Source organism: Leifsonia sp. SIMBA_070 (assembly GCF_046534635.1).
In the GTDB taxonomy this organism is placed as follows: domain Bacteria; phylum Actinomycetota; class Actinomycetes; order Actinomycetales; family Microbacteriaceae; genus Leifsonia.
In genome coordinates this window covers 1,431,712-1,445,222 of the sequence record NZ_JAWRYK010000001.1, presented here as the reverse complement: position 1 = coordinate 1,445,222, position 13,511 = coordinate 1,431,712, and the positions used below count along the sequence as shown (strand labels likewise).

The following is a 13,511-nucleotide window of genomic DNA, read 5'->3' as shown; positions in this document are numbered from 1 at the left end:
TTTGCAGAATGAACGGGGATGGCTCGGGAACGGGGCGGGATAGCATGGCGGGCATGGCGAAGAAGGTGCTCTCCCTCCTGCTCGCCAGTCATCCGGGGCCGACGGTCGTCGTCACGGTCATCGCGGTGGGGCTCGGCGTCGGTCTCGGCTATCCGCCCGGCCGCCTCGCCGTCCTCGGGCTCGCCATCCTCTTCGGCCAGCTCTCCATCGGGTGGAGCAACGACTGGCTCGACGCCGCTCGCGACCGGGCGGTGCAGCGGACCGATAAGCCGGCGGCGCGCGGCGACGTCTCCGTCGCCGTCGTGCGCACGGCCGCCTTCGTCGCCCTGGTGGTCGCCATCCTGATCACCGTCCCGCTCGGCGCCGGAGCACTCGTCGCGCACCTCATCGCCATCGCCGGAGGCTGGGCCTACAACCTGGGGCTGAAGACGACGGCCTCCTCCTGGGTTCCCTTCGCGGTGTCCTTCGGCGTGCTGCCGGCCATCGCGACCCTCGGTCAGGAACAGCCCGCGCTCCCGCAGTGGTGGGTGTTCGCTGCCGGCGCGCTGCTCGGCGTCGCCGCGCACGTCACCAACGTGCTGCCCGACCTCGAGGACGACGCGCGCACCGGCATCCGCGGCCTCCCGCACCGCCTCGGCGCCCGGATCAGCGGGCTGCTCGCCTTCACCGCTCTGGCCGTCGCCACCCTGCTGATCACCTTCGGACCGGGGCTCCCCGTCCGGCCGCTGCTCATCGCCGGACTGGTGATCGGCCTGGCAGCCGCCGTGCTCGGCGTCGTGCTGCTCCTGCGCCGAAGCCCGACTCGACTGCTGATGCAGCTGATCATGACCTGCGCGATCGTGGACGTGGTGATGCTGGCCCTCGCCGGTCAGTCCGTGACCGTCTGAATCTTCTCGGCCGCGCGCTGGCGGTTCCGGATGCCGACGCCCGACACCGCGCCGCCGACCAGCAGCAGGAAGGCCGCCGCGATCATCGCCCGGTGGAGTCCCGCCTCGTCGAGCGTGCCACCGATGATCATGCCCGCCGCCGCGATCGCGAGCAGCCCGGCGATCCGCGAGACGGCGTTGTTGACGGCGGAGGCGATGCCCGCCTGCTCGGGGTGGATCGCGCCCAGGATGGCGCTGGTCAGCGGTGCGACCGTGATGGAGAGGCCGATGCCGAAGAGCAGGACGGCCGGCAGCAGCGTCGTCCAGTAGTCCACCTGCTCCCCCATCATCAGCAGCCAGAGGAAGCCGGCGGCCGCGATGACGGGCCCGATCGCCATGAACAGCCTCGGCCCGTACCGCCCCGCCAGACCGCCGAAGAAGCCGGACAGCAACAGCATGCACAGCGTCGACGGGATGAACACGAAGCCCGCCGCGATCGCCGAGAAGCCGGCCACCTGCTGCAGGTAGAGGGTGACGATCAGAGGACCGAACGACAGAGCCGCGTAGACGAAGGCGGTGGCGATGTTGCCCACCCAGAAGTTGTGCACCTGGAACAGCCCGAGCGGCAGCATGGGCTGCTTCACCCGCGTTTCGGCGACGAAGAACGCCGCGAGGCTCAGGAGGCCGAGCACCAGCGGGATCCACACCCGTGGGCTGCTCCACCCGTATGTGCCCTGCTCGATCAGGGCGAAGACGGTGCCCGCGAGACCAACCGAACCGAGGATCGCGCCCAGCACATCCACACGGCCGCCCATGCCGTGGTCGGTGACCTTGAGGCCGGCCATCAGGATGAGCGTGATCGCGATCGGGATGACGTTGATGACGAACACCCACCGCCAGCCCAGCGTGTCGACGAACACGCCGCCGACGACCGGCCCGGCGATCATCGCGATGCCGGTCCACGCCGTCCACCGGCCGATGGCCTTCGCCTGCGCAGGGCCCTCGAACCGGGAGATGATGATCGCCAGCGAGCTCGGCACGAGGAGCGCGCCGGCGACGCCCTGCAGGGCGCGTGCAAGCACCAGGAAGATCCCCGTCGGCGCGAACGCGCAGAGCAGCGACGTCACGCCGAACCCGATCAGCCCGGCGTAGAGCACGCGCTTGCGTCCGAAGACATCCGACAGCGACCCGGCGATCAGGATGAGCGAACCAAGGGTCACGAGGTACGCGTCGACGACCCATTGCTGTAGCGGCAGGCCGCCGCCGAGATCGCGTGAGATGGCCGGGAGGGCGACGTTGATCACCGCCCCGTCGAGGAAGGCGACGAAGCTGGACAGGATCGCGATGAGGAGGACCCGCAACTGCAGCGGGGTCATCCGTTCGATCCGGGTGGTGGCCATCCCCTCATTCAACGGGTCGCAGGCGGCCGTGGCAAGCACGGATGGTCCTCCCTCCGGCGTAGAGTGCCGCCATGGCCGAGCAGGAGCGCTCCGCACGGCGCGAGCGGGGCACGGGAACGGGCCGGGCCGCTGCCGTCACACGGCTCGCCTGGGTGGCAGTGCTCGTGCTCACCGCCGTTTTCCATGTCATTCGCGGAGCGCCGGTCGACGCCCTGATCTACGGCGCGGGGGCGGTGCTGCTGGCGCTCGACCAGCTGGGCTGGTTGCGGGTCCCGCTCCGGCTGCGCGCCGAGAGCGGGGCCGTGTCGCGCCGCCTGGTGGTCGGCGTGCTGATCGGCGTGGCCGCGCTCACGCTCGCGCTGAGTCCGCTCTACGGCGGCGCCGACACAGCCGTCGTGGTGGGCATCGGCCTGCTGCTGCTTCCGGTTGCCTGGGCCGACCGGGCGGAGCCGGCCGCGCTCGACTCGCCGACACCGGACGCCGAACGGCGAGCCGTCCGGCGTGCGGCCGTGCTGTGGTCGGCGGTCATCGCGGCCGGCTGCGCCTGGGAGATCGCGGCCTTCTTCCTCGGCCGAGGACTTCCGGACCGGGAGCAGGAATTCCCTGCGCTGTCCGACCTTCTCGATCCGCTCATCGCCTGGCCGCCGGCGCGGGCGGTCCTGGTCGCCCTCTGGCTGCTTGGGGGCTACGCGCTGGTGCGGAGGGGGTGGCGCCGATGAGGGACGTGACGGTCGCCGGTTTCGTGGTGTGCGGGCTGCTGTTCGCCGCACTCGTGGTCGAAGCGCGCATCGCGCCGCTGCGGGTGGCGAGGCTGAGCACCCTGCTCGACGTCGTGATGGTGGACCGCGCCGCTCGGATCGTCATCCTGCTGTTCTGGTGGTGGCTGGGCTGGCACTTCCTCGCGGTCGCGCCGGAACCCTAGGCCTCGCCGAGCGCGCCGACGGTCAGTCGTTGCCCTTGGTGCAGGTCTGCTGCGCCGCGGTCTGGCCGGTGATCGTGTCGGGGAGGGGGACGGCCGTGGCGGCCGTGTCGGAGGCACCAGGCGTCGCGGCGGGCGCGGGCGTGGCGGGCGCCGCAGGCGTGGCCGGCGCGACCGGCGACGGCGCTCCCCCCGCGCCGGCATCGGGGGCCGGAGAGGCCGTGGCCGTCGGATCCTCCGCTCCACGTCCCGTCGACCCGGTCAGCTTGACCGGCTGGTCGGCGACGAGGGCCTGGTCGAGCGCGTCGGCCGCCGACTCCTGAGGCACCACCCGGTTGGGGTTGTCCGGATCGCTGACGGCCGGGTATTGCACGAAGACCATGTTGTCGAGGCCCGTATCCTTCAGCGCCAGCGCGATCTGCACGAGGGTGGTCGGGTTCGTCAGCGTCTCGGACGGCGTGATGTTGTCCACCGCGGCCTTCGCCAGGCCGTACAGCTGGACCGGGTTGGACAGTACGCCGCCGCTGACGACCTTGCGCGCCAGCGCCGAGAGGAAGACCTGCTGGTTGGAGATGCGGCCCAGATCGCTGCCGTCGCCGACGCCGTACCGGCTGCGCAGGAACGAGAGGGCGACATCGCCGACGATGGTGTTCGAGCCCGCTGGGAGGTCGAGAGGCGGGTTGGTCTTGTCGTCGATCACGGGGCTGGCCAGACAGACGGTGACTCCGCCGACCGCGCTCGACATGGCGCTGACGCCGTTGAAGTTGATGACCGCGGCGAAGGGGATGGTGAGTCCCGTCATCTTCGAGACCGTGGCCACGACGCAGTTGAGACCGCCGCGGGATAGTGCCGTGTTGAACTGCGCGTAGGAAGTGCCGTCGATCGTGCTCTTACCGTCCGCGGAGGGGCAGTCCGGGATGGCCACCATGAGATCGCGTGGGAAGCTGACGACGACCATGCTCTTGTGGTCCTGGGCGATGTGCAGCAGCATCGTGACGTCGTTGTTGCCCGCCCCACTGCTGGCGTCCTGCTCGGTGGCGCTGCTGTACACGCCGCCCAAATTGCTGCGGCTGTCCGTGCCGGCCAGCAGCAGGTTCACGCCGCCGGGGATCGCCGAGACGTTGGGGATGTCCTGCGGGATCGCCGAGTGCCCGGGCAGCGCCTGGAGGTGCACACCCGTCTTGATCGAGTGCGCCACATCCCACACCGCGTACGCGGCGATGGAGCCGACGCTCACGAAAACGATGGCGACCGCTGCCGCGAGCAGCTTGAGCGCTGCGACACCGGCGCGCCTCCGCGGCAACCGGCCGTGGCGGACGCCCTCCGGTCCGCGGGCGCGCTGGTGACGTCGCGGCAGATCGGTCATCGGCATCCCTCGGGTCGTCGGTCGTTGACGAAATCCTAGTCGTCGCCGCTTTCCGTCCGCTGCGAGACCCGCACGGCGGATGAACGCATTCTCACGGCGTCGCCCGCCGTGCGGGGTTTCCCCCAATTCTGCGCAGGCCCCCGCACGCCTTGAGGGGTCTCCCTGATGACGCCCCGGCTTCGCGCGTCGCATCCTTGTGCCGCGGCGGCCGCCCGGGCGTCGCTGGACGAGCCCAGGAGGCCACGATGACCATCGCCGCACCCCGCCACGACGCCGACAGCTCCGCCGCCGACATCCGCCCCTTCTCGTACACCGCTCCGCAGGAGGAGCTCGACGATCTGCGCCGTCGCATCCGCGCCACCCGCTGGCCCGAACGCGAGACCGTCGACGACAGCTCACAGGGGGTGCGGCTGGAGGTCGTGCGCGCCCTCGCCGACTATTGGGCCGGCGACTACGACTGGCGCGGCGTCGAAGGCCGCCTCGCCGCTGTGCCGCAGTTCGTCACCGAGATCGACGGCCTCGACATCCACTTCCTCCACATCCGGTCGCCGCACGCCGACGCCCTCCCGATGATCGTCACGCACGGCTGGCCCGGCTCGATCATCGAGCAGCTGAAGATCGTCGGCCCGCTCACCGATCCGACCGCTCACGGCGCCGACGCCTCCGACGCGTTCCACCTGGTCATCCCGTCGCTCCCCGGACACGGCTTCTCCGGAAAGCCCACGGCGACCGGGTGGGACCCCATCCGCATCGCGAAGGCCTGGGCGGAGCTGATGACCCGCCTCGGCTACGACCGGTACGTCGCCCAGGGCGGCGACTGGGGCAACGCGGTGACCGAGCAGCTGGCACTGCTGCAGGCCCCGGGGCTGATCGGCATCCACACCAACATGCCCGCCACCGTGCCCGACGCCATCCAGGCGGCGCTCGACGCCCACGAGCCGCCGCCGGCCGGACTCGACGAGGAGGAGCGCGGCGCCTGGGACCAGCTCGCCTTCTTCTACGCCCACGGCCTCGCGTACGCGCAGGAGATGGGCAACCGCCCGCAGACCCTCTACGGCATCGCCGACTCCCCCGTCGGACTCGCCGCCTGGATGCTCGACCACGACGCCCGCAGCTACGACCTCATCGCCCGGGTGTTCGCCGGCGGCGCGGAGGGGCTCTCGCGCGACGACGTCCTGGACAACGTGACGCTGTACTGGCTCACCACCACCGCCGTCTCCTCGGCCCGGCTCTACTGGGAGAGCAAACTGGCCTTCTTCGCCCCCAAGGGCGTGCCGGTCCCGGCCGGGGTGAGCGTCTTCCCCGACGAGATCTACGCGGCCCCGCGCAGCTGGGCGACTGCGGCGTACCCGCACCTCATCCATTTCAACCGCCTCGACCGCGGAGGCCACTTCGCCGCCTGGGAGCAGCCGGAGCTGTTCTCCCAGGAGGTCCGGGCGACCTTCCGGTCGCTGCGCTGACGGGCGCCGCGCATGCCCGAACTCCTGCAGATCGAGGCCGGCGAACTGAGCGTCGGCTACACGGACAGCGGTCCCGCGGATGGGCCCGTCGCACTGCTGCTGCACGGCTGGCCGTACGACGTCCACAGCTTCGACCAGGTGGTGCCACTGCTCGTCGATGCGGGTCACCGGGTGATCGTCCCCTACCTCCGGGGCTACGGGACGACCACCTTCCGAGACCCGGACACCCTTCGCAACGGGCAGCAGTCGGTGATCGCACTCGACGCGATCGCACTGCTGGACGCGCTCGACATCGAGACCGCTGTCGTCGGCGGGTTCGACTGGGGAGCGCGGACGGCCAACATCCTGGCGGCCCTCTGGCCTGCGCGGTTCCGTGCCCAGGTGACCGCGAGCGGGTACCTGATCGGCAGTCGCGCCGCGAACGCCCAGCCCCTGCCGCCCGCCGCCGAACTCGCCTGGTGGTACCAGTTCTACTTCGCGACCGAACGCGGACGGGAGGGCTATGACCGCAACCGCGAGGAGTTCGCCCGGCTCATCTGGCACACCGCATCGCCGGAGTGGGCGTTCGACGGCGAGACGTTCCTGCGGACGGCGGAGTCGTTCCGCAACCCGGATCACGTGGAGATCGTCATCCACAACTACCGCTGGCGGCTCGGCCTCGCCGACGGCGATCCGCGCTACGACGAGCTGGAGGAGCGTCTCGCGGCGCGGCCGCCGATCGCGGTGCCCGCCATCACCCTCGAAGGCGATGCCAACGGCGCCGCGCATCCCGAACCGTCGGCGTACCGGTCGCTGTTCACGGGGCCGTACGAGCATCGGGAGCTGACCGGCGGCATTGGTCACAACACGCCGCAGGAGGCGCCGGACGCGTTCGCCCGGGCCATGCTGGACGCCGCACGCCTGGCCGACGAGCAGGGCGGTCCGGTGGCGAGGTCGGGGGCGGCGGAGGCGGGGGCGGCCGGTGTCGGATGAGGGGCGCCTTCCGTCCTTCTCGCGCGCGACGGGGTGGCTGAACTCGCAGCCGCTCACCCCGGAGGGGCTGCGCGGCAGGGTCGTCCTCGTCGACTTCTGGACGTACACGTGCGTGAACTGGCTGCGGACCCTCCCGTACCTCCGGGCCTGGCACGAGAAGTACGCGGAGGTCGGTCTCACCATCGTCGGCGTCCACACCCCGGAGTTCGGGTTCGAGCACGACCGCGCCAACGTGACCGCCCGCACGAGCGCCCTCGGTGTGCGGTATCCCGTCGCCGTGGACGACGACTACGGCGTCTGGGACGACTTCGCCAATCACTACTGGCCCGCTCTCTACCTCGCCGACGCGTCGGGCGGACTCCGCTACCACCACTTCGGCGAGGGCGAATACGAGCGGACCGAGATGATGATCCAGCGGCTGCTCGTGGATGCCGGGGCCGACCTCCCGAACCCCGGCCTGGTGTCGGTCGAGCCGTCCGGCCTGGAGGTCGCGGCCGACTGGCGCGACCTCCAGTCCCCCGAGACGTATCTCGGCTACGGGCAGAGCAGCGGCTTCGTCGCGGAGTCGGCCGACGCGTACGACCGTTCGGAGACCTACCGGCCGCCGGCGTCGCTGCCGCTGAACGGCTGGGCACTCTCCGGGCGGTGGACGCAGGCCCGCCACGCCGCCGTGCTCGACGAGGCGGGTGGGAGCGTGCGCTTCGCCTTCCACGCCCGCGACGCCAACCTCGTCATGGGTCCGGCCGCAGACGGCGTGCCCATCCCCTTCCGGGTGCTGCTCGACGGGCGGCCGCCCGGGGAAGCGCACGGCACGGACGTCGACGCGGAGGGACGCGGGCTGGTGGACCGGCAGGACACCTACCAGCTCGTCCGGCAGCCGGGAGCGATCCGGGATGCGCTGGTCGAGCTGCGGTTCGACCTCCCGGGACTGGAGGCGTACTGCTTCACGTTCGGCTGAACGGCGCCGAGGAATCGCGCCTCACGCGATCCCGTGGCGCAACGCGTAGGCGGTGGCCTCGCTCCGACGGGCGACGCCGATCTTCCGGTACAGGCCGGTGATGTGGCGCTCGACCGTGCGGTCACTCAACCACATCACCGCCGCCATCTCCTTGTTGCTGAGGCCCCGGGCGAGCAGGCCGAGCACCTCCAGCTCGCGCCGGGTCAGGGCGACGGAGACGGCAGCGGACGCCGCCCGAACGGGTGTGGGCGCGGTCTGCTCCGCACTCCGCGGCTGGGCGGCCTCCCGTGTCGCCTCCCGCGAGGCCTCCCCGACCAGACGGGACGCCGTCTCCAGTGCCGGTCCGACATCCTCAAGCAGCGATCGCAGCACGCGGTTCTGATGCGCCAGCGACTGCTCCGCCTCACGCCGCGCCGTCTGCTCCGCGGCCAGCCGTCGTGCGGTGTGGAGGGCGATGGCGGCCTGCCCGACGGCCACGCGCAGCAGATGGGTCTCCCGCTCGGTCGGGAAGTCCGCCCGGCGGGCTGAGCCGGCCACGAGTCCCGTTCCCCACGGGAGGGTGAGGGTGAGCGTCGTCACCCGGGCGATCCCCGGCGGGTCGAAGGGCCCCCGAGCCGCACGCACCGCGGAGGTCGTCACGCCGGAACCGGGCACCGACGACATCAGCTCCACCGGCGGCTCGCCCCCGGCCGGGCGCCACGCCTCCAACGGAGGCACGCCGTCGGGGCCCTGGAAGCAGGCGTACGCCGCATCCAGGCGCAGTATCCCGGTGAGGACGCTGAGCAGCCCGTCGGCGATCTCCGGCGCCGTGTGGTCGACCCATAGCGACGGCAGGGCCAGCAGCGCCCCGAGGTCGCGCATCCAGGTCCGCTCGTCCGCGGAAGTGGGCTCCGCAGGTCCGTTCTCGACTGCCATGGTGACATCCGCTCCGTCGGGAGGCTAACGCAGCGCCGGGAGCATGCACAACGGCGGGCGTTCCGGATGCCGTGACCGGCCGCTACGCTCGCAGCATGACGAACAAGACACCCCGCGAAGAAGAGATCCAGAAGGAGCAGGAGGCCAAGGACGCCGAGAAGGAGCGCCTGGAGCAGGAGGAGGACCGTCGCCTCCGCTGACAGCCGCACCGGCCCGGCCTGGCCCGGCAACGAGAAAACCCCCGGCCGTCGGCCGGGGGCTTCACATTTCGGTGGATCTGAGGGGACTCGAACCCCTGACCCCCTGCATGCCATGCAGGTGCGCTACCAGCTGCGCCACAGACCCAGATCGTGATCCTTCGGGCCCTTTCGAGCCGCCCGGAACAACTCGTCCAGACTACTACATCGCGACCGCGAGAAAAAACTGAGCGGACCTCGCGTCAGTCGAGACTTGTCGAGTGGTGAGCAGATGCGCCTATTCCGCTCGAGTTGCGACATCTGGTCACCACTCGGCGGGCGGCGGCGCGACGACGCGCGAGTCGCACGGGGTCGCCGAGGGGCTTCTCGCGGGCTCGGGAGCGTTACTCGGCGCGCTCGTGGACGGGCAGCTCGATCGGGAGGACCGGGCAGTCCTTCCAGAGCCGCTCCAGCGCGTAGTACATGCGGTCCTCCTCGTGGAAGACGTGCACGACGAGGTCGCCGAAGTCGAGCAGCACCCAGCGGCCCTCCCCCTTGCCCTCGCGGCGGAGCGTCTTGACGCCCGCCTCGTTGAGCTGGTCCTCCACCTCGGAGGCGATGGCGATGACGTTCCGCTCGACGCGGCCGCTGACCAGCAGGAACGCGTCCGTGAGCGGCAGCGGCCCGGACACGTCGAGCGCCACCAGGTCCTGGCCGCCCTTCGAGTCGGCGGCGGCGGCGGCCACCTGCAGGATGTCGCGGGCGTGCGGGGATGCGGTCACGAGCGGCCCTCCGGTCGCGGTCGGTGCAGAAGTGTTGCGGGAGTGAGTGGGAAGGCGCGGATGATCAGAACACCTTCAGGACGTACGCCGCGACCAGGAGGCCGATGACGCCGACGGCGAGGACGCCCGCGGTCACCATGAGGATGACGGGAAGGGCGTTTCCGCGCTTCTTGGGCGGCGCGATCACGCCGCGGGTGGAGGTGTGCGTGCTGATCGCGCGGGACGCGCGCACCGGCTGCACCTCGGAGGTGTTGAACTCGTTCTCCTCGCCGTCGAGGAGACGGTCGATGTCGGACGAGTCGATGCGGTCCGGGTGAGCCCCGGTCGCGCCCATGCCACGCGGCAGGTCGATGGATCCCGTCACCAGGATCTCGCCCGTACTGGTGAGCGGAGCGGCCGAGTCCGGCTGCGGTATGACAGGGAGGATGAGCGCGCTGGTCGTGGTCGCCGCCGTCGACTGGGCGACGTTCCGGGAGGTGATCGGCTGCTTCTGGTCGTCCAGCTCGGCGGCGGTCGACCAGTGGCCGGTCGGCGGGGTGAACGGACGGCGCTCCTGCGCCGCCGTGTCGTCGGCCGACTCCTGTGTCGCGGGCGCGGCGGCGGAGCCGTCGGCAGGCGACGGCTTCGCGGCAGCCGGCGCACCGAAGGCGGCGAACGGCGAGGCGGTGCTCTGGGTGACCGTCGTCTCCGGCTGACCGGCGCGCGAGGCGACCGGGGCGGAGGACGGAGTGAGCGACGCGAACGGCCAGGACGACTTCTCGCTGGTCGACGCAGACACGGGCGCCGGCGTGTCGGCGGGGCCACCAGCCGCGGCTGCGGCGGTAGCGGACGCCGCAGCGGTACCGGAGGCTGCAGGGGCGCGGTCGGCCGAGCGGTCGCCGTCCTGCTGCGCGGCGGACGGACCGCCCTCCGGCTCGGAGGTGAAGGTCACGGGGAACACGGACTCGCCTGAGGCGGGCGCGTGGTTGGCCTGCGCATTGGCCTCCTGCGCCTGGAGCATCGCACGGAGCTCGCGGCGCGTGAGAGTGCGCTCGCCCGCCGGGGTGGCGGGGTCGCCTGGCCCGGAGTCGGGAGCTGCGGGCGCAGGTGCCGGCGTCTTTCCCGCCGGGGGCTGCAGGATCGCCATGGGTTGCGTCACCGGCTCCGGCTGGGAGGGATCCGGAGTCTGACGGAAGAAGTCGAAGGAGTCGCGGGACGGGGACGTGACGCCGGGCTCTGCGAAGGCACTCGCCGGGATCGCGGGGCGCTCGTCGGCGGCGGGCGCGCCTGAGTCGGTACCGGCGCTCTCCGGTGCGTCGACCGTCTCGACCTCCGTGCTCGCCGTCTCTGCTTCGTTCGCCGTCTCTTCTGCGCGGTCGTCTCGCGACGGCGCCGTGGTGGTCATCTCGGGGATCTGACCCGCCGGGGTCGGTTCGGCCGTGCCCGCGCGACGCGCGCGCTCGAACTCACGTGCCTGTCGCCGCGTCTGCGCCTGCGGCTGGCCCGTCGGCGGCTGTTCAGGCCACGATGTCATGCCACGCTCCGATACAGATGGTGTTTGGAGATGTACTGAACGACCCCGTCCGGGACGAGGTACCAGACCGGGAATCCCCTGCTCACCCGGCTCCGGCAATCGGTCGACGAGATCGCCAGGGCCGGAACTTCCAACAAGCTTACGTCTTGCTCCGGCAATCCAGAAATACTCAAGTCATGTCCCGGGCGACTCACAGCCACGAAGTGGGCGAGCTCCCAGAGCTCGGCGACGTCGCGCCAGCTGAGGATCTGCGCGATGGCGTCGGCGCCGGTGATGAAGAACAGTTCGGCATCCGGCCGCTCCTCGTGCAGGTCGCGGAGAGTGTCGATCGTGTAGGTGGGACCGTCGCGGTCGATGTCGACTCGGCTGACGGTGAACTGCGGGTTGGAGGCCGTCGCGATGACGGTCATCAGATACCGGTGCTCGGGCGGTGTGACCGGGCCCTTCTGCCAGGGCTGGCCGGTCGGCACGAAGACGACCTCGTCGAGGTCGAAGGACTGGGCGACTTCGCTGGCGGCGACCAGGTGACCGTGATGGATGGGGTCGAAGGTGCCGCCCATCACGCCGATCCGGGGCCGGCCCTTCTCCGTCAGCTCCATGCCCGGGTGGCTCAGTGCCCCTGGTTCGGGTGACCGGTGCCGTGGTGCGTCGCACCGGGGGCGCCCGCGTGGGCTGCCGCGTCGGGAGCGGAGCGGTGGCTGTGCCGGTTCGCGACGTCTTTGAAACTCCAGGCGACGAAAGCGAGCGCGATGAACACGACGATGGCGATCGCACCGAACGCCCAGGTGGGCATCGGCAGCTCGACGTGGGTCTCCGCCTCGGCGAGGACGGTCGTCAGAAGTGACATCGTGCGCAATCCTTTCTCCGGGCCTGCGGCCCGCCGTCAAGTCTAGTGGTCGACTAGCCGCGGATCTGGCCGGACCCGCGGACGATCCACTTCGTACTGGTCAGCTCGGGCAGCCCCATCGGGCCGCGGGCGTGGAGCTTCTGGGTGGAGATCCCGACCTCGGCGCCGAACCCGAACTCGCCGCCGTCGGTGAAGCGCGTCGACGCGTTCACCATCACGACAGCCGAATCGACCTCGGCGAGGAAGCGCTCGGCGTTCTCGAGGTCGCTGGTGACGATCGACTCGGTGTGCTGCGTCGAGTACCGCCGGATGTGGTCGAGCGCCTCGTCGAGGTCGTCGACCACCTTGACGGAGATGTCGAGGCTCATGTGTTCGGTCGCGTAGTCGTCGTCGGTGACCGGCACACCGTCGGGAGCGTAGGGCAGGGCGCGCTCGTCGGCGTGGATGGTCACCCCGGACTCGCGCAGCGCGGTCAGCACCGGGGGAAGCAGGCGCTCCGCCGCGCCGCGGTGGACCAGGAGGGTCTCGACCGCGTTGCAGACGCTGGGGCGCTGAACCTTGGCGTTCCGCACGATGTCGACGGCCCAGTCCTCGCGGGCCGATTCGTCGAGCACGACGTGCACCACGCCTGCGCCGGTCTCGATCACCGGCACGGTCGACTGGGTGACCACCGTCTGGATGAGGTCGGCACTGCCCCGGGGGATCAGCACGTCGATGAACCCGCGCGCCGTCATGAGCTCCGCCGCGCCCTCGCGGCCGAAGTCGTCGATGGTCTGCACGGCGTCGGCGGGCAGGCCGGCGCTCGCCAGGGCCTCCTGGATGACACGGACGAGGACGCGATTGGTCTCGATCGCCGCGCTCCCGCCCCGCAGCACTGCCGCGTTGCCGCTCTTGATCGCAAGGGCCGCGATGTCGATGGTCACGTTGGGCCGTGCCTCGTAGATCGCGCCGACCACGCCGAACGGCACGCGCACCTGGGTGATCTTGACGCCGTTGGGGAGGGCGCTGCCGCGCACGGCCTGACCGACCGGATCGGTGATCCCGACCACGTCGAGCACCGCATCGGCGAGCCCCTGCAGCCGCGCAGGGCTCAGGGTGAGCCGGTCGAGCAGGCCGGTCGACAGCCCGTTCTCACGGCCGTTCGCCAGGTCGAGCTCGTTGGCCGCGAGCACGTCGCCGGTCGTGGCGAGCACGCCGTCGGCGATCGCCCGGAGTGCGCGGTTCTTCTGCTCGGTGGTGGCCGTCGCGAGCGACCGGGAGGCCGTCTTGGCGGCGGTCAACCGCTCCAGCAGCGAGAGCGTCGCGGCGGGCGCCGCATCCATGATCGAGGACATGCG

14 protein-coding genes and 1 tRNA gene are annotated in these 13,511 nt (G+C 71.2%); 6 read left to right on the top strand and 9 right to left on the bottom strand.

Translation table 11 applies throughout. The annotated features are described in order from the left end of the window. The first annotated feature begins 53 nt into the window (after positions 1-53). Positions 54-887 (top strand): UbiA family prenyltransferase, encoded by an 834-nt coding sequence (locus tag SB754_RS06795; protein WP_410781581.1) that lies wholly within the window; start codon positions 54-56, stop codon positions 885-887. On the opposite strand, the gene SB754_RS06790 is transcribed toward SB754_RS06795, so the two are convergent. Beyond that, on the bottom strand, positions 869-2,266 hold the full coding sequence (locus SB754_RS06790) for an MFS transporter (protein ID WP_410781580.1): 1,398 nt from the start codon (positions 2,264-2,266) through the stop codon (positions 869-871). The two genes, SB754_RS06795 and SB754_RS06790, sit on opposite strands and share 19 nt — an antisense overlap. Positions 2,267-2,337: 71 nt before the next feature. Here SB754_RS06790 and SB754_RS06785 point away from each other — a divergent pair, with 71 nt between their 5' ends. Both SB754_RS06785 and SB754_RS06780 read left to right on the top strand, forming a co-directional pair. Next, positions 2,338-2,985, top strand: a complete 648-nt coding sequence (locus SB754_RS06785) for a hypothetical protein (protein ID WP_410781579.1) — start codon at positions 2,338-2,340, stop codon at positions 2,983-2,985. Next, positions 2,982-3,188, top strand: a complete 207-nt coding sequence (locus tag SB754_RS06780) for a DUF6186 family protein (RefSeq protein WP_410781578.1) — start codon at positions 2,982-2,984, stop codon at positions 3,186-3,188. Before SB754_RS06785 ends, SB754_RS06780 begins: the two co-directional genes overlap by 4 nt. 22 nt (positions 3,189-3,210) lie before the next feature. On the opposite strand, the gene SB754_RS06775 is transcribed toward SB754_RS06780, so the two are convergent. Continuing rightward, positions 3,211-4,551, bottom strand: a complete 1,341-nt coding sequence (locus tag SB754_RS06775) for an LCP family protein (protein WP_410781577.1) — start codon at positions 4,549-4,551, stop codon at positions 3,211-3,213. Between the two features lie 245 nt (positions 4,552-4,796). Between SB754_RS06775 and SB754_RS06770 the strand changes: the two genes are divergently transcribed. Genes SB754_RS06770 through SB754_RS06760 form a run of 3 tightly spaced genes read left to right on the top strand, consistent with a single transcriptional unit; the run spans position 4,797 to position 7,941 of the window. Next, positions 4,797-6,011 carry an epoxide hydrolase family protein gene (locus SB754_RS06770; RefSeq protein ID WP_410781576.1) on the top strand — a complete coding sequence of 405 codons (1,215 nt, stop codon included), beginning with the start codon at positions 4,797-4,799 and terminating at the stop codon, positions 6,009-6,011. Positions 6,012-6,023: 12 nt separating this feature from the next. Further along, a complete protein-coding gene (locus SB754_RS06765) occupies positions 6,024-6,983 on the top strand; it encodes an alpha/beta fold hydrolase (protein WP_410781575.1) in 960 nt (319 codons plus the stop codon). Then, on the top strand, positions 6,973-7,941 hold the full coding sequence (locus SB754_RS06760) for a thioredoxin (RefSeq protein WP_410781574.1): 969 nt from the start codon (positions 6,973-6,975) through the stop codon (positions 7,939-7,941). The genes SB754_RS06765 and SB754_RS06760 overlap by 11 nt, the downstream gene beginning before the upstream one ends. Before the next feature lie 21 nt (positions 7,942-7,962). Here the strand turns inward: SB754_RS06760 and SB754_RS06755 are convergent, their stop codons facing one another. The 7 genes from SB754_RS06755 to SB754_RS06725 all read right to left on the bottom strand — a co-directional run bounded on the left by SB754_RS06755 (position 7,963) and on the right by SB754_RS06725 (position 13,508). Continuing rightward, the gene (locus SB754_RS06755; protein WP_410781573.1) at positions 7,963-8,856 is read right to left on the bottom strand and encodes a response regulator transcription factor; all 894 of its coding nucleotides are present in this window, start codon (positions 8,854-8,856) and stop codon (positions 7,963-7,965) included. 272 nt (positions 8,857-9,128) lie between these two features. After that, a tRNA-Ala gene (locus SB754_RS06750) sits at positions 9,129-9,201 on the bottom strand. Between the two features lie 235 nt (positions 9,202-9,436). Further along, positions 9,437-9,814, bottom strand: coding sequence for a ribosome silencing factor (gene rsfS, locus SB754_RS06745; protein WP_410781572.1), 378 nt, complete (start codon positions 9,812-9,814; stop codon positions 9,437-9,439). Between the two features lie 64 nt (positions 9,815-9,878). Beyond that, a complete protein-coding gene (locus SB754_RS06740; RefSeq protein WP_410781571.1) occupies positions 9,879-11,327 on the bottom strand; it encodes a hypothetical protein in 1,449 nt (482 codons plus the stop codon). Continuing rightward, positions 11,324-11,926, bottom strand: coding sequence for a nicotinate-nucleotide adenylyltransferase (gene nadD, locus SB754_RS06735; RefSeq protein WP_410781570.1), 603 nt, complete (start codon positions 11,924-11,926; stop codon positions 11,324-11,326). The genes SB754_RS06740 and nadD overlap by 4 nt, the downstream gene beginning before the upstream one ends. Positions 11,927-11,937: 11 nt before the next feature. Further along, a complete protein-coding gene (locus SB754_RS06730) occupies positions 11,938-12,174 on the bottom strand; it encodes a hypothetical protein (RefSeq protein ID WP_410781569.1) in 237 nt (78 codons plus the stop codon). A gap of 53 nt (positions 12,175-12,227) precedes the next feature. After that, on the bottom strand, positions 12,228-13,508 hold the full coding sequence (locus SB754_RS06725; RefSeq protein WP_410781568.1) for a glutamate-5-semialdehyde dehydrogenase: 1,281 nt from the start codon (positions 13,506-13,508) through the stop codon (positions 12,228-12,230). Positions 13,509-13,511: the final 3 nt, after the last annotated feature.

Excerpts from the sequence above, each read along its gene's own strand:
- SB754_RS06795 (WP_410781581.1), top strand. The coding sequence starts at position 54 with ATGGCGAAGAAGGTGCTCTCCCTCCTGCTCGCCAGTCATCCGGGGCCG.
- SB754_RS06790 (WP_410781580.1), bottom strand. The coding sequence starts at position 2,266 with ATGGCCACCACCCGGATCGAACGGATGACCCCGCTGCAGTTGCGGGTC.
- SB754_RS06785 (WP_410781579.1), top strand. The coding sequence starts at position 2,338 with ATGGCCGAGCAGGAGCGCTCCGCACGGCGCGAGCGGGGCACGGGAACG.
- SB754_RS06780 (WP_410781578.1), top strand. The coding sequence starts at position 2,982 with ATGAGGGACGTGACGGTCGCCGGTTTCGTGGTGTGCGGGCTGCTGTTC.
- SB754_RS06775 (WP_410781577.1), bottom strand. The coding sequence starts at position 4,551 with ATGACCGATCTGCCGCGACGTCACCAGCGCGCCCGCGGACCGGAGGGC.
- SB754_RS06770 (WP_410781576.1), top strand. The coding sequence starts at position 4,797 with ATGACCATCGCCGCACCCCGCCACGACGCCGACAGCTCCGCCGCCGAC.
- SB754_RS06765 (WP_410781575.1), top strand. The coding sequence starts at position 6,024 with ATGCCCGAACTCCTGCAGATCGAGGCCGGCGAACTGAGCGTCGGCTAC.
- SB754_RS06755 (WP_410781573.1), bottom strand. The coding sequence starts at position 8,856 with ATGGCAGTCGAGAACGGACCTGCGGAGCCCACTTCCGCGGACGAGCGG.
- SB754_RS06740 (WP_410781571.1), bottom strand. The coding sequence starts at position 11,327 with ATGACATCGTGGCCTGAACAGCCGCCGACGGGCCAGCCGCAGGCGCAG.
- nadD (WP_410781570.1), bottom strand. The coding sequence starts at position 11,926 with ATGGAGCTGACGGAGAAGGGCCGGCCCCGGATCGGCGTGATGGGCGGC.
- SB754_RS06730 (WP_410781569.1), bottom strand. The coding sequence starts at position 12,174 with ATGTCACTTCTGACGACCGTCCTCGCCGAGGCGGAGACCCACGTCGAG.
- SB754_RS06725 (WP_410781568.1), bottom strand. The coding sequence starts at position 13,508 with ATGTCCTCGATCATGGATGCGGCGCCCGCCGCGACGCTCTCGCTGCTG.